This window comes from Bartonella sp. AP1QHHD, from assembly GCF_042196265.1.
Classification (GTDB): domain Bacteria; phylum Pseudomonadota; class Alphaproteobacteria; order Rhizobiales; family Rhizobiaceae; genus Bartonella.
Genome location: NZ_JBHIPW010000036.1, coordinates 1 through 2,954, shown reverse-complemented (window position 1 = coordinate 2,954; position 2,954 = coordinate 1). Strand labels below are relative to the sequence as shown.

Genomic DNA, 2,954 nt, shown 5'->3' with positions numbered 1-2,954 from the left:
TCAAACAAGGCTTCAAACACGGGACGCGTTACAAGATGTTGCGCTAACATCTCAATCGCTTCTTCTTGCTTTATCTCACTGTTTAAGTTGTTTTTTAATTCTTTATAAAACGCATCAAAGGCATGATAAGCTTCGCTTGTTTGATCAGAAAGCATAGTTTGAAGGCGTGTGATATGGTTTTGTGCAATCTCAGCAACATTGCCAGCCCAAATGCCCCAATAATCACTCATAGTAGATTTTTTAACAATCAGTGTTTTGAGAGCATTGGGAAACTCAACAAAAAAAGGTAATCTTCCTGTTACGCTATGACTATGTTGCGGTTCATGAGCTTGTGTCCCAATACGAAGTCCGGATTTTTCTGATTTTTCGTGGAGCGTGATTTCGTCAATAACCGTGGTGACATTCTCTAATTCGGTCTTTTTAGAAACTGTAACAATGTCGATGATAGAGCTTACGTCTTGTCCTAAGACCATCTGGTTAAGGGTTTTACTAAAATTCTCATCATGGGCAAGCAAAGCATTGAGAACTTGCCAGACAACACTGTATCTCTTATTGTTTTTTAATGCCTCTTCTGGTGAAACACCAGCAGGAACACCAACCGGCAAAATGATATAGCCCATCTTTTTGCCTTTTGCACGACGCATCACACGTCCCACTGCTTGTATCACATCCACTTGGCTTTTACGCGGGTGTAAAAACATAACCGCATCAAGGGAAGGAACATCAACACCTTCTGAAAGGCAGCGTACATTGGTTAATATACGGCAGACATTCTCACCCGCATCTTCTTTCAACCAATCAAGTTTTATCGTACGGTTTTTGGCACCAGATTTTCCATTAATATGATCTACTTGACAGTTAAGAGGGGGAATATTTTTATGGTTTTCATGAAGATTACGTAAATCTTTCTTAACTTCTTCATCGTTGAATGTTCTACATATACGTTCAGAAGTATCAATATCTCTACAAAAAGCCAAAGCCCGATGCATGGGTCTTGTATCATCCCCAAGATCAATTTTCAGATCCATTTTGGTAAGAGCTTGATAACAACCCATGATCTTTGTTCTATCATCAAGAATAAGTTCATAATTCTCATCTGTCATCAGATGCTGGATAGATTTACTCACTTCTCCTTCATCAACACCTAAAACGATAATCTTGTAAGGCGTTAAAAGTCCATTTTTTACAGCATGGGAGAAACTATAAGAATAAAGGATTTTGCCATAAAGCTCTTCATCATCCATAGAAGCCAGAACGGCATCAATCTCATTAGCTTGTTTTTTGGCATTATCACTAAAGATACGAGGTGTTGCTGTCATATACAGACGTTTCTTTCCCCGAATAAGGCTATTATTATGAACCTTGATAAACTCAGATTCACTCTTGTCTGTTCCTAACACAGCTCCAGTGGTACGGTGTGCTTCATCACAAATGATCAGATCAAATTCCGGTAAAGCATATTTCTTTTGCGCATCCGAAATCACTTGGATCGAATGGTAGGTAGCAAAGACCACTGTCATTGTATCAGGAGAAGTCTTATTGGCTTTTTCTCCAAGCTTTTGAGAATCTGTTGTTGCTGGTAGAGCGAGATCCGAGACATCGAGTTCGGCAGCATCATCTTGGGCTTTACGACGCTTGCCAACTTGTGTATCAGAACACACCGCAAAGGAACGCAAGGGGATTGCTGTATCTGCTGTCCATTCTCTTATTGTTTGTGACATTAAAGAAAGAGAGGGGACAAGAAATAAAACACGTTTACCTTGACCAGCAAGAGTTTCTGCTATCTTCAGACTGGTAAAGGTCTTTCCCGTTCCACACGCCATAATCAGCTTGCCGCGGTCTGCTTCTTGTAAACCGTCACAAACAGCTTTAAGCGCTTCTTGTTGATGATCTAAAAGCTTTTTCGGTTCTTTTTTCTTAAGAGTAGCTTCCCCTTTGCTTTCAAAGGTTGACCAATCTATTTGACTGTTTTCCAGATCGAAAAGATTAATCCGTTGAATGCGGACTCCTTGTCCTTCACAGGTGAGATCGGCATTGTTACTCCAATTACCTTCGGTGCTATCAACCAGAATACGGCGTGTGAAGATCTTTTTTCCCGAGGCAGCAATAAAGCTATCAATATCTTCTTTCTTGATCTGATGATTTGCACTATAAAACTTACATTGAATAGCCGCATATCCTTCTTCATCACGAATTTTAGCAACCAGATCAATGCCGATATCACGCCCATCTTCCCCATGCTCTTTTGCCCATTCACAATAGGTTTGAACCTTTTCATATTCTTGGCATTGTAGAGGGTCTTGCGTCAAATAAGCAATTACAAACTTTTCAAAAGAAGTTCCTCTATCGCGCGCACTTTCTGTATGATCACGGTAGGATTGTAACAGAGAGCGTAATGTCAGTGGTTTGTTATGAGATTGAAGCATTTATAATAAAACCCCACCGCTTTATAAGCGTTGATCTATCGGTGTTAAAAAACTTTAAATAGAATCTGCTAGATCTATTTAAAACAAATAGCAATAATAAAATAAAAAAAGGGTGCTAAAGACCCACAACCTGCTTAAAAAGAAATTTTATTAAAGGCTACTTATCCACAGCCTATGACATGAGGTAAGATCAGCAAAATAGTGAATTTTGCTGTTCGTTTCACGTGTTCATCAAGACAAATGAACTATGTGCTTTTAAAATATCATAATGAGTATTTTGATAGGTTTTATGAGTCACTAAAATAGTCTATTTTGTCAGTTTAATTTCCTGACACAAACTGACAAATATATATTATGGATTGTATTTAAGGTTGTATTGTCGATATAGGTTGTATCATTAAAATACTAACATATTGAAATATAATGTTTTTAATTTTCTCTCATTTAAAAAAAATAATATAGGAGCTAGAATGAACTGACAAGACTGACAAAACTCTTCTGATAAGGTCACTCAGATCATTTGCTTTT

1 protein-coding gene is annotated in these 2,954 nt (G+C 38.1%); it reads right to left on the bottom strand.

Annotation, left to right across the window (positions count from 1 at the left end; all coding sequences use genetic code 11):
- Positions 1-2,426, bottom strand: a 2,426-nt coding sequence (locus ACFIME_RS03675; RefSeq protein ID WP_375684514.1) for a DEAD/DEAH box helicase family protein, incomplete at its 3' end; no start/stop codon positions are given.
- Positions 2,427-2,954: the final 528 nt, after the last annotated feature.